This window comes from Tropicimonas marinistellae, assembly GCF_001509585.1.
Taxonomy (GTDB): Bacteria; Pseudomonadota; Alphaproteobacteria; order Rhodobacterales; family Rhodobacteraceae; genus Tropicimonas; species Tropicimonas marinistellae.
In genome coordinates, this window is sequence record NZ_LNCI01000002.1 from 518077 (window position 1) to 533679 (window position 15603).

At 61.4% G+C, this 15603-nt stretch carries 11 protein-coding genes; 7 read left to right on the forward strand and 4 right to left on the reverse strand.

Going from position 1 to position 15603, the window contains the following annotated elements; genetic code table 11:
• Positions 1 to 54: 54 nt before the first annotated feature.
• Both hpaE and ARC39_RS05705 read right to left on the reverse strand, forming a co-directional pair.
• The gene (gene hpaE / locus ARC39_RS05700) at positions 55 to 1566 is read right to left on the reverse strand and encodes a 5-carboxymethyl-2-hydroxymuconate semialdehyde dehydrogenase (RefSeq protein ID WP_068111323.1); all 1512 of its coding nucleotides are present in this window, start codon (positions 1564 to 1566) and stop codon (positions 55 to 57) included.
• Positions 1567 to 1576: 10 nt separating this feature from the next.
• Positions 1577 to 1966: a 5-carboxymethyl-2-hydroxymuconate Delta-isomerase gene (locus tag ARC39_RS05705; protein ID WP_068111326.1), complete on the reverse strand. Its 390-nt coding sequence runs from the start codon at positions 1964 to 1966 to the stop codon at positions 1577 to 1579.
• A gap of 232 nt (positions 1967 to 2198) precedes the next feature.
• Between ARC39_RS05705 and hpaR the strand changes: the two genes are divergently transcribed.
• From hpaR to ARC39_RS05740, 7 genes are all read left to right on the forward strand, one after another.
• The gene (hpaR, locus tag ARC39_RS05710; protein WP_068111329.1) at positions 2199 to 2663 is read left to right on the forward strand and encodes a homoprotocatechuate degradation operon regulator HpaR; all 465 of its coding nucleotides are present in this window, start codon (positions 2199 to 2201) and stop codon (positions 2661 to 2663) included.
• A 126-nt stretch (positions 2664 to 2789) separates the two neighbouring features.
• Positions 2790 to 3404, forward strand: coding sequence for an SOS response-associated peptidase (locus ARC39_RS05715; protein ID WP_068111335.1), 615 nt, complete (start codon positions 2790 to 2792; stop codon positions 3402 to 3404).
• Positions 3405 to 3861: 457 nt separating this feature from the next.
• Positions 3862 to 5580 carry a sensor histidine kinase gene (locus ARC39_RS05720; protein ID WP_236545130.1) on the forward strand — a complete coding sequence of 573 codons (1719 nt, stop codon included), beginning with the start codon at positions 3862 to 3864 and terminating at the stop codon, positions 5578 to 5580.
• Positions 5577 to 6917 carry a sigma-54-dependent transcriptional regulator gene (locus ARC39_RS05725; protein ID WP_068111338.1) on the forward strand — a complete coding sequence of 447 codons (1341 nt, stop codon included), beginning with the start codon at positions 5577 to 5579 and terminating at the stop codon, positions 6915 to 6917. Before ARC39_RS05720 ends, ARC39_RS05725 begins: the two co-directional genes overlap by 4 nt.
• Before the next feature lie 128 nt (positions 6918 to 7045).
• On the forward strand, positions 7046 to 8056 hold the full coding sequence (locus ARC39_RS05730; RefSeq protein ID WP_068111341.1) for a C4-dicarboxylate TRAP transporter substrate-binding protein: 1011 nt from the start codon (positions 7046 to 7048) through the stop codon (positions 8054 to 8056).
• A gap of 58 nt (positions 8057 to 8114) precedes the next feature.
• Positions 8115 to 8747, forward strand: a complete 633-nt coding sequence (locus ARC39_RS05735; protein ID WP_068111345.1) for a TRAP transporter small permease subunit — start codon at positions 8115 to 8117, stop codon at positions 8745 to 8747.
• Between the two features lie 10 nt (positions 8748 to 8757).
• Positions 8758 to 10158: a TRAP transporter large permease gene (locus ARC39_RS05740; protein ID WP_068111349.1), complete on the forward strand. Its 1401-nt coding sequence runs from the start codon at positions 8758 to 8760 to the stop codon at positions 10156 to 10158.
• Positions 10159 to 10292: 134 nt separating this feature from the next.
• Here ARC39_RS05740 and ARC39_RS05745 read toward each other — a convergent pair whose 3' ends face one another.
• Positions 10293 to 11372: a ketopantoate reductase family protein gene (locus tag ARC39_RS05745; protein WP_068111352.1), complete on the reverse strand. Its 1080-nt coding sequence runs from the start codon at positions 11370 to 11372 to the stop codon at positions 10293 to 10295.
• A 5-nt stretch (positions 11373 to 11377) separates the two neighbouring features.
• Positions 11378 to 15484, reverse strand: a complete 4107-nt coding sequence (locus tag ARC39_RS05750) for an AMP-binding protein (protein WP_068111355.1) — start codon at positions 15482 to 15484, stop codon at positions 11378 to 11380.
• Between the last annotated feature and the right edge of the window lie 119 nt (positions 15485 to 15603).

Genomic DNA, 15603 nt, shown 5'->3' on the forward strand with positions numbered 1-15603 from the left:
TCGGATGAAAAAGGCGGGGCGGTCCTGGGAGGCGAGCCGCCCCGCAGTTCCAACTCAGCCGCCGAGTTTGGGAATCGTGTGCTCGGCGCGGGGGAAGCAGACGTTGACTGTTTCCATGTAGAAATCGAACGACCAGTCGCCGCCGTCGCGTCCAATGCCGGAGGCTTTCACCCCACCGAAAGGAGTCTCCAGATGGCGGACGTTTTCGGAGTTCACCCACATCATTCCCGCGTCCAGCGCATCGGTCATCCGGATTGCGCGGTCGAGATCTGCGGTCCAGAGATAGGCGGCAAGACCGTATTCAACGCCGTTGGCGATCGCCAGCGCCTCTTCCTCGTCCTTGAACGGAATCGCGGTAAGGACCGGCCCGAAGATTTCCTCCTGCGCAACCGCCATGTCTTTGGTCGCGTTTGTGAATAGCGTGGGCTTCACGAAGCAGCCATCGTCGCTCGTTTTCTCGCCGCCGGCGGCGATGGTGGCGCCTTCCTCGCGGGCCTTCTCGAAATAGGACAGAACCTTCTTTTCGTGCACCGGGTGGATGAGCGGGCCGACGACGGTTTCCGGGTCGAGGGGATGCCCGATCTTGATGCGGTTGGCGACCTCCGCAACCTTGGTGGTGAACGCATCATAGATGCTTTCCTGAACCAGCAGGCGCGACGAAGACGTGCATCGCTCGCCATTCAGCGAATAGATCATGAAGGTCGCGGCATCGACGGCGCGTTCGAGATCGGCATCGTCAAAGACGATCACCGGGTTCTTTCCGCCGAGCTCGAAATGCACCCGCTTCAGCGTCTTGGCGCCCTGAGCCATGATCATGCTTCCCGTGCGGCTTTCACCAACGAAAGCGATGGCCTTGATACCGGGGTGTTCAGTAAGCGCGCGGCCGGCGTCTTCGCCGAAACCGTTGACAAGGTTCAGCACGCCCTTGGGCAACCCGGCCGCTTCGGCAATCTCCACCAGCAGTTTGGCCGTCATCGGCGAGAATTCGGCGGGTTTGTGGACCACGGTGCAGCCTGCCGCCAGTGCAGGGGCGATCTTCCAGGTGGACAGCATGAAGGGCGTGTTCCACGGGGTAATCACGCCGACCGGGCCGATAGGCCGACGGGAGGTGACATTCATCTGCGTCGGTGTTCGTAACGCCTGCCCATCCTCGGCCGTGGGCGCCTGATCGGCGAAGAAGCGGAAATTGGCAGCGCCGCGAAGGGCGGCCTTGGACATGAAGCGCAATGCCTGGCCGGTGTCCATGCATTCGGTGAGAGCGATTTCCTCGGCGCGCGCCTCGATCGCCTCGGCCACCTTGATAAGGATGGCGCGCCGCTCCTTGCCGGGTGTTTTCGACCATGTCTTGAACGCCTCTTCGGCTGCAGCAACGGCGCGGTCGATATCATCCGCGCCGCCCTTGGCAACCGATGCCAACGGTTTGAGGTCCACTGGCGAGATCGTTTCGAAGGTCTCGCCAGACAGGGCCGGTACGGAAGCGCCGCCGATATGGTTGAGCACGCCACGCTCGCGGAACTTTGCCAGGTAACTCTCTGCGCGGGCGATGTTTTCGGTAAGAACGCTCATGGCTGGTCCTTCAGTTCTGGCCCGAGAGGCGGGCATGTATTGGCGTGTCCTTCCAGCTCAGGTCCGGGTCGATGACGCGGATTTCGAGTGAAAGGGCGAAATGCGGTGTCGAGAGTGGTTCGGCGAGCGCGCTACGCGCAGCGGCGAAAATCTCGTCGCCAGCGGCGCGCAATGCATCGGTGCTGCGGCCAGCGCCAACCGCAAGTGTAAGTGCGGCAAAGTCGTTTTCGGGCGACCCGTCGGCGACAATGCAATGGTCTGCGCGATAGGCACGGATACGGATTCCCGCCAAAGGAAAGATACCCGCCGACGTCATGGCGCGATGCAACGCTCTGCAAAGCGCAGGAAGGTCGGCCCGGGACTCGAGGCCCGGGGAATATTCGACTGTCAGATGCGGCACGAGTCTCCTCCCTCGAAGCCATTCTTAACGTGTTAAGTTGCTCGGCAAGCGGCAGGGCAACGATTCTTTGCGCCAATATATCATTAACATGATAAATAACAAGCGGGAGACAACGGAATGATCAGAAAAATATCTGCCATAGGCGTGGTCTGGAAAGTTCGCGCGTTAAGTCATAGGCTTGGCCCAACCCCGAGTATTTGCCACAGCGGTCAAGAAGGCGCGAAAAACCACCATGACACCCACTGCTCTGCGCGACGGCTTCGAACTGGCGGAAACGCGCCGGACACTGCCCATTCTGTTACTACGGTCGCGTGAAGCGGTGATGGAGCGATTTCGGCCGATGCTGCATGCCCATGATATCACCGAACAGCAATGGCGGGTGATACGTGTGCTGCACGAAGGTGGCGAGACGGACGCGTCGCGCCTGGCGGACCTGGCCTGTGTTCTGGCGCCGTCGCTGACGCGGATGATCAAGTCGTTGGAAGCGCGCAAACTGGTGGTCAGTCGGCGGGACGAGGCCGATGGGCGCCGCAGCCTGATTTCGCTCACGGAAAAGGGGCGGACCTTCATCGAGACTGTCACGCCAGCCAGCGCGGAGATCTATGCCGAAATCGAGGCGCAGGTCGGCGCGGAGTTGATCGAGCGACTGACCGGAGACCTCATGGCATTGCAGGCGGCGCTGTCACGCAGAGATTGAACGGCATTGTCCGTCGGGACGTGCGGGCAACCTTGACCGGAGCAATCCCTTCATCGTGCTGGGCGCGTCCGCTACCCATTGCAAATCGGTCACGCGCGTGCAGTGATTTGAAACGGAGGTGACACTATGTGCGGTCGTTTCATCGATCCCGACATTCGCGGAACGGAAATCGATTTCGACCAATTGAAACTCGATCCGTGGTCGCGCCGATACAACATCAAGCCGACAAATGACGTCCTGACTATCGATGCGGAGGGGAATGGGGCCATGGCCCGCTGGTGGCTCATTCCGACCTGGCACAAGGGCGATCTTCGCGACTGGAAAGCGACCACATTCAACGCTCGGATCGAGGAGGCGGCGTCGAAACCGACCTTTCGCGGCGCCTGGCGATACGGACGATGCCTGATACCGGCGGGTGGGTACTACGAATGGACCGGTCCAAAGGGGGCCAAACAACCTCATTTCATCTGCTCCGCGGGTAACGAGGAGACGCTCTGGTTTGCCGGGCTCATATCGGTCTGGCAGGATCTGCGCACCTGCACGATCATGACCCGCGCGTCAATTCCGGCGGTTTCTGACATTCACACGCGCATGCCCGTCATCCTGAATTCGGAAGAACGGGAGACGTGGATCATGGGCGGAAGCGATGCCGGGTTTGGCGCGACGGCAGCGCTGCGCCACTACCCCGTCGCCCCGCTCCGGAGCGCCGAGGACGGCCCGGAGCTTATCGAGGCACTCTAGGCTGCTCACATGAGACATGTCCGCGCCAATCATACGCTCGATCAGGCCGCCCGATTCGAGAGTTGATATAGCTTGCCGTAGTACGGCCCGAACTGCGGGTGCCGTGCGATAGTCAGACGGGCGCCGGGGTGCTGTAAAACATCGAGAAGAACCCGATTGGAACCGATCCAGCCCGTGTCGGCAGGTGTCTCGGCTTGGTTGAAGGTTCGAACGTGGGGCACCACACACTCATTCCGCGCCCGACGTCGATGCTCGGTTTTCCCATTGCACAACTCTTCGCCCAACGACCAGAAACCAATGCGCGTGCGACTACCGCTGTCGACACGCGTCTGCATGGTGTCGCCCCGGAAACCGTTGACAACGGGTGTCGCAGCCGATCCCGATCACGTCCGTTCCGGCGATCTCCGCTCTTGCACGGGCACATCGCTGCGGCCAAACATGCCGCATGCGGAAGTTGATGGTTATCATTGCGATCTTGACCGCGACGGTTGGCGGCTGGGGGATCTATCGGCTTTCGTATGAGTATTTCGTGACCGACGAACTCAACGAAGCCGGGGGGCGCTTGTCCCTCTACCGTGGGTCCATCGCCGCGGAATTGGAGCAATACGCGCCGCTCATACATGTGCTCGCGCGGGATACATTCGTCATCGACGCCGCGACCGGCGGAAATATGGATCGGCTGGATCCGAGACTGAAGGATTTCTCCGATCAGGCCGGTTTGGACGCTATATACCTCATACGTCCTGACGGGGTCACGGTCGCGTCGGCGAACTATGACCAGCCGGGCAGCTTCGTCGGAGAGGATTACTCCTTTCGCCCTTACTTCCAACAGGCGATGGCCGGGAAGAGAGGCCGGTTCTACGCAATTGGCACGACAACTGGCAGACCGGGATATTTCCTGGCAGAGCCCGTCGTCAGCGGCGGGGGAGGTCTCGTTGGCGTCATTTCCCTCAAGATCAGCTTTGCGGAACTGGAAAACAACTGGCGAAACACTGGTGAACAGCTCTTCCTTGCCAACGAGGATGGCGTGATCATCCTGGCGTCCAATTCCTCGTGGTTGTACCGTGTTCTTTCGCCGCTCACGCCGTCGCAGAGGGCTGAAATCGATCGGACGAAGCAGTTTGCCGATAAACCGCTGGACGTGCTGGATTGGTCTCCAAGACCGGGCCGGAAAGCGCGCATTGGCGGGGTGGAGAGGCTGCACCTGGTTTCGGATGATCTTCCGCATGGGTGGGCATTACATTACTTCGCAACAGATGACCGGGCTGTCGCGCGTAGCTGGCTGGTGACCGCTTCGGCGGCTGTGGCGGCGGGGTTGATGCTCTATATCGTTCAGATCCAGCGCGCTCGCCGGATTGGGGCGGCCCTTCAGAGGTCGGAGCAGGAAGAGGCCCAGTTGCGCCAGGCGAACGAGCGTCTCGCCGTCGAGATTGCCGAGCGCCGGCAGGCGGAGACGGACCTTCGGCGTACCCAGAATGAGCTGGAACGCGCCAGCCGGCTTGCCGCGCTCGGCGAATTGTCCGCATCCGTGACGCATGAGCTTGGCCAACCCATCTCGGCGATGCGCAATCATCTGGTGGCGGCGGAACTCGGCGCCGGCAAACCGGATCGGCTATTGGGCCGGCTGGGCGGGTTGGTAGACAGGATGGAAGGGATCACGCGACAGTTGAAATTCTTCGCGACGCCGGACCCGGAGCCATTCGAAACGTTCGATCTGCGGGAGGCGATGCAGGCATCGTTAGGTCTTCTGCGACACAACATCGAGGATGGAGGGGTAGCGGTCGAGATGGAACTGCCAACCGAGGCCGTGTTGGTCCGAGGCAGCCGCCTGCGGACCGAGCAGGTCATGACGAATCTTATTCGGAATGCCCTGAATGCCGTCGAAGATGTGCCCAGTCCCAAGGTCGAAATCCTCATGGGCACAACCGAGTCGGCTGCCTGGTTCGACGTCTGCGACAACGGCCACGGGCTTGGGCAGGCGACACTCGACGAGTTGCAGGAACCCTTTGTCACAACTCGTGCGAGCGGCCACGGCATGGGCCTCGGTCTTGCCATTTCTGCCAATATTATCAAGGATCACGAGGGCGAAATGAAAGCCAGAAATACAGAGAATGGCGGGGCCGTCTTCCACGTGTCCTTTCCCCGTCCGACTGGTACAAACCGAGCCGTGCGATGAGTCCGACCGCCGCCCATTCCATACTGGTCGTCGACGACGACAAGGCGATGCGGCAGTCGTTGGCCGACCTGCTGGAGGCTGCAGGGTGGCAGGTGGACACGGTCTCCCGCGCCGAACAGGCGCTTGAGGTCCTGAAAGGGCATTCGCCCGATGTCATCCTTTCGGACGTGCGAATGCCAGGAATGTCCGGCCTCGACCTTTTGGCGCGCCTGGACGCCGCCTTCGCGCCGCCGCTTGTATTGATTTCGGCCCATGGTGACATCCCGATGGCGGTGCAGGCGATGCAGGATGGCGCCTATGGGTTTATCGAAAAGCCCTACCACCCGAAGCGGCTTCTGACGGTGTTAACGCATGCGGCGGACCAGAGCCGCATGCGGTCCAGCAATGCGCGGCTGAAGACGCGCTTGTACCAGCTCTCGGGACTCGACCGGATTCTGGTCGGACAGACGGATTCCGTGGTCGCGCTGCGGGAGGATATCCTCGACCTTGCAGGTACCGAGGCCGCGGTGCTGATCCAGGGTGAAACGGGAACCGGCAAGGAACTTGTGGCCAGGGCGCTGCACGACCTCGGCCCGGCGGCGGACCGGCCCTTCCTGCCAATCAACTGTGCCTCGCTCCGGACCGAGACCTTCGAGGCGGAAATGTTTGGTACCTTCGAGGATCAGGAGGGCCGGCTGCGCGCGGCCTCCGGCGGAACGCTTTTTCTCGACGAGGTCTGCGCGTGCTCACCGGAAGTGCAGACCAAGCTTCTACGCGTCATCGAGAACAAACAGATCCTGCCGGTTGGCGGGCCTGCGCCGGTATCGGTCAGCTTTCGTGTGATATCGGCAACGAACGAAAGTGTTGAGGAGGCTGTTGCCGCAGGGCGGTTTCGCAAGGATCTGCTGTTCCGCCTCAATACGTTTGTGCTCGATTTGCCGTCCTTGAAGCATCGGCGGGACGACATAGGCCTCCTCGCGGCGCATTTCCTGGCGGAATACGCGCGGATACACGAGAGTGCCGCGCCCGAGCTAAGCCCTGACGACTTTGCTGCAATGCTGGCCCATGACTGGCCAGGTAACGTGCGCGAGATGCGCAACGTTTGTGAAAGGCGCGTGCTTTCTGCCCGCCGCGGTGGCGGCAGCATGGCAACAGCGCTGCGAGCAGACATTGCGTTCGATGATGTTCCCGATACGCTTCGGGAGGCGGTGGCGGCCTTTGAGCGGGAATTGATCGGTAAGGCGATCAAGGCCCACGAGGGTCGGATGGATGCCGCCGCCGAGGCGCTTGGTATCGGCCGGCGCACTCTCAACGAGAAAATCGTGAAACTGGGCCTCGACAAAAGCGCGCTGCTCTGATGCCGACGCGGCCTGCGGAAATCCGCAGGTGCTCGTCGATAGGGGCAGGCGATTTTTTTCATAGTCAGGGAAGCGGATTTGCCGGAAGTTCGGAGCGTATAAAAAATCGCGAATCTGGGAGGAGACGGATGCGTACTCTCTTGAGCCGGACGGCACTTGCCGCCCTGACCTTGACCTTTGCCTCGGAAGCTATTGCAACAGAGTGGAATGTTTCGCTCTGGGGTAAGCGGCGGGCATTCACCGAGAACGTCGAAAAACTGGCGGAACTCGTCAGCGAGAAAACCGGCGGCGAGTTCACGCTGAACATATCCTACGGCGGTCTGAGCAAGAACACCGAAAACCTCGACGGGATCGAGATCGGGGCGTTCGAGATGGCGCAGTTCTGTGCCGGCTACCACCCGGACAAGAACCCCTCGATCACCGTGCTGGAACTGCCGTTTCTCGGCATCTCCTCGCTTGAGGTGGAGCGCAAGGCCTCCATGGCCGTCTACAATCACCCCGCGGTCGCGGAGGATCTGGCGCGCTGGAACGCCAAGTTGCTGATGCCCTCACCACTGCCACAGTACAACATCGCTGGTGTCGGCGACGCGCCGCATTCGCTGGCGGATTTCGAGGGGCTGACCGTTCGTGCCACCGGCGGCATCGGTGCTGCAATGGAGGCCGCGGGTGCCGTGCCGACCTCGATGTCGGCCACCGAGGTGCGGCAGGCAATGGACAGCGGTGTGATCAAAGCCGCCTCCTTCGCACCCCATGCGCATATGTCCTTCGGGACGGCCGAGGTGGCGAAATGGTGGACCACAAACCTCAACCCTGGTGCTGTGAATTGCCCCGTTGTGGTGAACATCGACGCCTATGAGGCGCTCACCGACGAGGAACGGGCTGCGCTGGATGGCTCCGTCGACGAAGCGCTTGACCACTACATTTCGTTTTACAACGACAACACCATGGCGCGCTGGTGGCCGATGCTTGAGGAGAAAGGGATCGAGCAGGTCACGTTCTCCGAAGAAGAGGTCTCCGCCTTCAGGGAGGCCGCCGCGTCCCCCGCAGCCCAGGCCTGGATCGAGGAGAACACCGCCCGCGGCCTTCCCGCGCAGGAATTGTACGACCTCGTGGTCGGCATCGCAGCCGAAGGCGAGTGAACGACCCACTGGCGGGGCCGCTTCCGGCCCCGCCACCCGACGACCATGGGAGGGGAAGATGGCGGGAACGTCGAGCGTCCTGACGGACAACAGTCTTGTGAGCCGGCTGGATCAACGCCTCCACGTTTTGGAGGGCGTTCTCGCCTTGCTGAGCGGGTTGACGGTGTTTGCACTGATGCTGCTGGCAGTGGTGTCCGTTTCGGGCCGCAATTTCTTCAATGCCCCCTTGCCGGGCTACGTGGATTGGATCCAGCAAGCGATGCCGCTGATCGCTTTCATGGGGATTTCCTACACGCAGCGTAACGGCGGACACATTCGAATGGACATGCTGGTGGGCGCCTTGAAGGGGCGGCCGCTCTTTGTTGTCGAATTCCTGACAACGCTTGCGATGCTCGTGCTCATGGTGCTTTTGGTCTGGGGCACTTGGGCGCATTTCCAGCGTAGTTTCGATTTCGGATCGCCGCTCTGGAGTCGTGACAGCACGATGGACATCGGGCTTCCGATCTGGCCGGCCAAGCTGCTCGCGCCGGTGGCGTTTTCGGTGCTGTGCCTTCGGCTCACGCTTCAACTCTGGGTCTATGGCCGGGCAGTGATACTGGGCGAAGAGAACCCCGTTGCCGTACCGTTGCCCGTCGATGTGGCCACCCAGGCCGCGATGGAAGCCGAGCACGTCTCGGGCCACGACAGCTAAGGACTGATCAATGGACAGTATCGAAATCGGCCTGGTCGTCTCTGGCGGTCTTCTCCTTCTCGTCGTGCTTGGCATGCGTGTCGCCTTCGCCGCCGGTCTTGCCGGTCTGGTGGGGCTTATCTGGATTTTCTGGTCCAAGAAGGGATACGACCCCGCGGAATTTGACTGGGCGCTCGGTGTGGCGGTCAAGACCGCGGGCCAGGTGCCGCATTCCAAGGTCGCAAGCCAGGCGCTCAGCCTGATCCCAACCTTCATCCTTATCGGGTATCTCGCGTACTACGCCGGGCTCACCAAGGCGCTCTTCACCGCCGCGAAACGCTGGGTTGCCTGGGTGCCGGGTGGCATGGCCGTGGCGACGGTCTTCGCCACCGCAGGTTTCGCCGCGGTTTCCGGCGCCTCCATTGCCACATCCGCCGTCTTCGCGCGCATCGCCATCCCCGAGATGCTTGAAGTCGGCTACGACAAGAAGTTCGCGGCCGGCGTGGTGGCCGCGGGCGGAACGCTGGCCTCCCTGATCCCGCCGTCGGCGATCCTCGTGATCTACGCCATCATCGTGGAGCAAGACGTTGGCAAACTGCTGCTGGCGGGGTTCATTCCCGGTATCTTCTCTGCCATCGTCTATGCCGCTTTGATCATCGGAATGGCCAAGGCGATCAAGGGGTTCGGCCCGCCGGTCGGCGGCTTCACCTGGCGCGAGCGCTTCGCGTCGCTCCCGCCCGCCGCACCGATCATGATCGTCGTTTTGACCATCGTGCTTTTTGTCTACAACCCATTCGGCGGTGAGGCCTGGGGTACGCCCACCGAAGGCGGCGCGATCGGCGCTTTCGTTGTATTCTGCATGGCCCTCTACAATGGGATGCGGTGGGGGGAATTCCGCGACGCATTGCTCGAAACCGCCAAGCTCGCAGTGATGATTTTCACGATCATCTGGGGCGTGCTGATCTATGTCCGGTTCCTCGGCTTCGCAGACCTGCCCGGTGCATTCTCCGACTGGCTGACCTCGCTCACCATGCCGCCGATGATGATCCTGGTCTGCATCCTGCTCGCCTATGCGGTGCTCGGCATGTTCATGGACGCCATCGGCATGATGCTCCTGACGCTGCCGGTCGTCTATCCGGCGGTCATGGCGCTCAATGGCGGCGAGGGCGTGACCGCGGCTGAAAGCACGTTCGGCATGAATGGGACAATGTGTGCGATCTGGTTTGGCATCCTGGTCGTGAAGATGGCCGAGTTCTGCCTCATCACGCCGCCTATTGGCCTCAACTGTTTTGTGGTCGCCGGGGTGCGCGAGGACCTGAGCGTTCAGGATGTTTTCAAGGGCGTCACGCCTTTCTTCATCGCCGACGCCGTGACGATTGCGCTCTTGGTTGCATTCCCGGCCATCGTGCTGTGGCTACCCAGCCTGGCCTAGCGCGTGACCTAAGCTCGATGCCGCCATTTCAAGCGGCGGCGTCCGCGCAATGCCGCACCGGAATGATCCGCGTGCGGGGGTTGCAGCCCAACGTCATTGGATTCGCGTAAGGAAAGCGCGGATCGGCTCGAATTTCACTGTGGTGTCGCGCATTGGATCTCGTGACAGGACAACGCGCGATCAACTTGTGTGACGATCCGGTCGATTTCCGGCACTTCGATACCAAGCGATCGCCCGCAAAGCTGGACCATTCGATCAACGCGTTCGATCCTTGCGGCGCCGGCGGCTATGGCTCTGGCGAAGGAAGATGGCCTGCTGAGGGACCGGGCGGCCTTCGCGTAATGCTCAAACGGTACGATGTCCCCGTCAGCCGCGCCGGTTGCCTTCACGATGTCGACGGTCCGATCGTAAATGCGATTGCTCGTGGCGATATCGTCCTCGACGGCCCGCGAGATCGACACGATGCTTCCGTCGGAACGCAGGCATCGGCAATTGCCGGTCGTCAGCATTGGCCACTTTGCCAGAGGGACGTGCAACGACGTGTGGGCGAGGATCCTGACAGGCAGCGGACGCCCGTCGTAGCGGTACGCCGAAACATCCGAAGCAATGGTTTCGATCAAGTCCTGGTGCTTCGCGGCTGCAAAAGGCGCGACCTTGAAATTGGAGGCGAGGGTCACCGACAATTCGTTGAGGCGGGCAGGGTCGCTCCGTACGGCCTGTGCATCCGGACTGGCCGCCGAGACGAGGTCCGGTGAGAGGCTTTGCCAGGCGGCCCAGGACGTGTAGGCGCCGCGGAGCTTGTCGACATCGAGGGTCCCGAGCCGGTCAAGGAACGGCGGCGGAAGCGCATTCATCAACGATATGACCGGAAGGCCGGCCTGTGCGATCCGCTTCACGAGTGCCGCGATCTCGGCGTCGGCGAATTGCGGCTCGCTCATGGCGAGGAACACGATGTCAAATGCGCCGAGGTCCACCTTCGCCCCGCATACACCGAGGTCGTTCGCGACGCTGGTTGTGTGAACCGCTGGCGCGGATAGGCGCGTAGCGGTCTCACCGTTGCGGCGCAGGAAAGCGATAGATGCTCCGTGGGTCGCCAGCGCAGATTGCTCCTGCGGTCGACACACGACCGTCACCCGATGCCCGGCAAGCAGTATCCGCAGCGCGGGCAGTAGGCCGTAGGAAGCACCGAGAACGAGGGCGTTGATCTGTGACATGGATATTATCCCTGGGATTGAACCTCAACTGACGCGCGCTTTCCAAATGTGATCCTCCGCTCAGCGAGGCGGTTCACGCCAATCCTAATGAGGATCGGACGCACCGCCATGCCGACCGCAACGCCAATGCAGAGCTGCCAGACAACACTCGCGACCCTCAGGTCCGCGGACCCGACGAGACTGTCGAAGACCGTTTCGGCCCCTGTGTGCGTCAGATAGATCATGAGCGAATGTGCGGCGACGATCACCACGATGCCGGACACCAGACGCGGCAGTCTCACATTGGGAACCGCGACGCAGAGGATGAGTGCAAGGACCCACCAGTACTCGGTGTGATTGCGGAAGACGAACGCACTCATGCCCAAGTGCAGAAGCGCAATGCCCAGACTGGCAACGTATCTTTGGCGCGTGTCGGCCATGGCGAATAGCGCGCCAACCACGAGGAAGGGGAGTGTCGCCGTCGGCAGCCTTTCGACGAGGTCCGGCACATCCGCGCTTCCGCCTTGTGAAATCGTGGCGGCAAGGAAAATGGCGGTGTTCACCGCCTCGACAATCACGAAAAAGACCGCGAGCCCGCGCCATGGATCATCGGACAACCTGCGCCGGATGGCCGGGAAGCCAAGGAGAAGCGCGATGGCCAGAAACATCTGGAGATAGGCATGAAGGAACCAGAGCCACTCCGACTTGGTCTCACTCACGCCCCGCCCCAGAATGATGACATCGGTGAAATCGACCAAGTTCCTGTAGAACAGGATTGTGGACAGGTGAAGCTCGTTGTCCGATAGGGCGTGCTTGGCGAAATACACCAGCGACAGCGGCACCAACGGGACGAGCAGCCGGGCCATGAGAGCCCAGACACGTCCGACGTGATCATCTCTCAGTATCGCCGGCAACTGAAGGTGCCCGAAGGAGAATCCAGCGAGCGCGAAGAGAATGATCGATGCGCCGATCGGAGCTTTCAGATCGGTGTGAAAGGCAACGACTGCCACAATCGCAAGGGTCCGCATCAGGATAAAGGTCTCGATGCTGGAGCCCTTCAGTATCGTGGCAGGCGTTCCGCGATCCGCAGGCTCGCTGGGTTTGTGATGTGCCAGTTCCGCCACGCTCATCCAGGGCCAGCTCTCGGGCAGGTGTAGGCCCATCGCCTCCAGGTCGAGCCGGGCTTCGATCGAGGCAAGGCTGTCGGCTCCGAGATCGGAAAGGGAGTGGTCGCGATGGACGTGGTTTCGCCCGGTAAGTCTGCCAAAGAGCGCCGCAATCGCTTCTTCGGTGTCGCCGCGGGGAGATTGGCCGTGAAGGGGAGCGGAAGTCGAGGCTTCCGCGGCCAGCGCCATGGACAGGAGCGCATCGCGGTCCACCTTGCCATTGGGCGTCAGGGGAAAGCTGTCCATAACCATGATCCCCGCTGGCACCATGTATGCGGGAAGATCGCGGGCAAGCGCGGCACGGACCCTCTTTTCCGTCACATCATCTGCGGCCGCGAGCACAAACAACCGAAGCGTTTCGTCGTCGAATATCGTGCTGGCTTGCTCGACACCCGGAAGCGCCTCCGCCGTTGCCTCGATTTCGCCGAGTTCGACGCGAAAGCCGTTGATCTTGATCTGTGCGTCCCTGCGCCCGGCGTAGTAGATGAGGCCGTCCGGCAACTGGTAGCCCAAGTCGCCGGTGAAATGGCGTGACGAGGCGCTATCTGGCGACGCCGCCAACCGGTCCTTGGCACCGATAACTGGGTCGGCGAGATCGGCGACGATTTCACCGACTTCGCCGGCCGAAACCGGCGTGCCATCGTCGGACACCAATTGCACGCCAGTCCAGGGCAGGGGGCGCCCTAGGGGAATGTCACGGCGTTTCTCGGCACCGGGTGTGATCTCGTGAATGAGAAACGCCTGGGGCGTTTCGGTTGTCCCGAAAACGTTGAACTGGCGGAGTGCGGGCATCCTTTCCCGCCATTGCTCCACCGACCGGTGGGGCAAGCGTTCGCCACCCCAGAAGACCGCGCGAAGATCGGCAAACCCGCCGCCGCTTTCCATCCCCGTCGTAAGAAGACGCGCAGTTGCCGGGCTTAGACGCAGCACGTTGCAACGGGTCTTCCTCAAAAGGCCGCGAAGCGCCTCGGGCTCCGTCATTTCGCGTGGATTGGGAATGGTGACGCTCCCCCCGTGTGAGAGCGGCAAGAATACATCCCGAAGGGTCGGATCGTGAGCAAGCCCCGCCAGCATCATGGTCACAACCGGGCCGGGCAGTTGAAGCGTGCGATATTGCCATTCCACGAACCGTTGGAGCGTCCGGTCCGGATGCGTGATTAGCTTGGGTTGCCCAGTCGTTCCCGAGGTGAAGAGGTGGCATGCCGCCTCCCGAGGAGGCTCGTTGGGGGTACTTGGCTGTGCTGTGCCAGCGGAGACTGGCGATACGCGCACGATATCTGCAATCTCCGGGGGTAAAACAGCGCCCGCCTCGACGACGAAACGTGTACCGAGTTCTGCGAACATCCGTTTCATGCGCGAGGGAGGATAACTCGCATCCATCAAGGCAAACGATGCGCCGTGCGCCGACACGCCGAGCATCGCGGCGACAAGGCTCGGATCACGTTGGGCAAGGATCACGACACGGTCATCCGCTCCAACACCTTTCGCGTGTAGCCCCGCGACCACCTCTCGTGCTCGCTCAGCGAGTTCACGATAGGTAATCCGTCCACTCGACGTTTCGATGGCCGTCGCTTCGGGCGTGCGACCTGCCCAATCGAAGAACGCGGTATGAAGCCGGGACTTCGGTTGTGGTTCCAAGCTTTGCTGCGTGTAGACGACCTCGTGACCTGTTCGCGCCGCTCTCAGGATCTGTCTGCATGTCATGCTTGGGTCGGCGATTGCAGCGTCGAGCAGGCGAGCTTGAAAATCGAGGAACTGGGTCGCCCGGTCGTTTGAGATCTGCGCGCGATCGTAGAAGGCGCGAGCCGTCATCACTCGCCGATCCTCAGACCACACAAGATTCAGGTCGAATTCCGTGCGCCGGTCGAGAAACTCCCGCGGTCCCACCTCAAGATCACCCGCGGTGATCCGGGAAGCCGGCGGGAACATATTGATCGAGACGCTTGGAGCCTTGCGCGCGGCAATGACCTCCTCCAGTACCGGATCGTTTTCCAGCGCAACCATTTCGCGCGTCTGTTCCCCCACAGCGCGTGCGAGAGACGAGAATGCCTGGTCCGGATCGAAACTGAGATCCAGAGGCAGAGTCTTCGAAAACGGACCGACAACGGAATTCGGTGCGCCGAGGGATTTCCTGCCCTCCGTCTGAAAGAAACTCGAAACCCTCGTTTCTCCCGAGAAACCGTGCAGCCCCAGAGAGTAGATCGCGGCAAGAAATCCGAACTTTGTCGTGCCAATTGATTTTGCCGACGCCCGGAGCGGTTTGGAAATACCCGCGAATTCTCGTTCCAGAAAGTGCCCGGACGAGGGCTCCTCGCCATCGGCTATTCCATCCCCCACGATCCGAACAGGAGTTGGCAAGGAATTGGCTGTCGCTTGCGCCACATCTGAACGCGGTACCGGACCGAACCTGTCGGGGCGCGTGAAATCATAGTAGGAGGCAGCGGGGGAGAGCGTTTCGCCCACATAGAGCTTGAGCAATTCCTTTGCCATGACGCCACGCGAAAACCCGTCCGTTGTCGCGTGATGCGCCGCTATCGTGAAACGCCAGCGCCCGCCGAGATCCGCCGCCAGGATACGGATCAGTGCACCCGGATTGCGCGGGTCGACATCGTCAAACACGCGCGGCAGCGCCCACTCACGGAACGCCGCGAAGCTTTCGTCTTCCAATCGGCAGGTGTGATAGCGAAACGCCGCTTCCGGAGACAGAAACGCATGCACCGCGCCATCTGCCACGTCAAAGCGTGTGCGAAGCGCATCGTGACGGTGTACCAAGGCCTCTGATGCCGACCGAAATGCGCCCTCGTCAAATGCACCCTCGACGAGGTGACCCATTGAAATCATGTAGGATCCCAAACCGGCGAGTTCAGACAAGACATAGCGCGTTTGGTTGTCGCTCGCGGCGACACGGGTATCTCCTACGACCTCAGCGTTGTCCGTCTTGGAAATGTCTCCAAGTCTATGAAGCAATATACGCTCCTGCGGATCGATTGATTCAGAATGCGACGTCGTTATCGACGTGGTCGGATTATTCGACGCGTAAGTGGGAACAATATGTCGAGTGGAAGTGAATTCTGTGTCGGACCGTA